Source organism: Pediococcus parvulus (assembly GCF_007990205.1).
In the GTDB taxonomy this organism is placed as follows: Bacteria; Bacillota; Bacilli; order Lactobacillales; family Lactobacillaceae; genus Pediococcus; species Pediococcus parvulus.
In genome coordinates this window covers 1-753 of sequence record NZ_BJWE01000105.1, presented here as the reverse complement: position 1 = coordinate 753, position 753 = coordinate 1, and the positions used below count along the sequence as shown (strand labels likewise).

Sequence of the window (753 nt, the reverse complement as noted above, 5' to 3'; positions counted from 1 at the left end):
TACCAGAAAGTGTAGACCCCGATTTTTCAGAGTAGTAGTTATTATGAATTTATGTAGTTACAGATCCACCATATTCAGTTTTTGTGAATCTAGGTCCTCAAATATAAAATTCCCGGGGGAGTAATTAAAGTGAATAGAATTAGACGTATCACGATTTGGATGGTCAGTATCATTTGTTTACTCGTACTTTTTACTTTTGTTCAGTCGACGGCACCGACATATATTGAATCAAGTCGTACTGCGTATGAAATCAATGGAATGCAGGGTGGGGTTGATAGTAAAAAGTTTAATTCGGCGATTACAAGTTATACCAATGAACATCATGTTTCGGCTATAAAGGTATTTAATGTGCAAACCGTAAACGATACAGGAAATACCCAAACTAAAATGTACGTTTATGGAAAGGCCAGAGTGCCTAAAGAATCGCTTGCTTCAAAACAAGAGATGCAAACGAGTGATATTCGTTATCCCCTTTACTTTGTCGGGCATGTTAGTCAGAGTTCGATTCAGCGAATGTTTAAACGTAATGGTATCCAGTACGCCCAAATCAACGAGAGTTGGAATTGGAATATTTCTAATTTTCTGAATACCACCCAAATATCTAGTATTCTAATATTGGTTTTTTTAGTAATGGGAATCGTTATTATTTTGGCTAATTTACATAACTTAAAAAAACGCGAATTTTATAATCAAGTTAGCCACCTTTTAAAAGTGGCCAAATAAAAGACACCAAGACGAAAAAATCAGGTATCA

Annotated in this window: 1 protein-coding gene; it reads left to right on the top strand. The window is 35.2% G+C overall.

The window, feature by feature from the left end:
- The first annotated feature begins 129 nt into the window (after window positions 1–129).
- Window positions 130–723, top strand: coding sequence for a hypothetical protein (locus PPA04_RS09510; RefSeq protein ID WP_147206830.1), 594 nt, complete (start codon window positions 130–132; stop codon window positions 721–723).
- Window positions 724–753 lie beyond the last annotated feature (30 nt).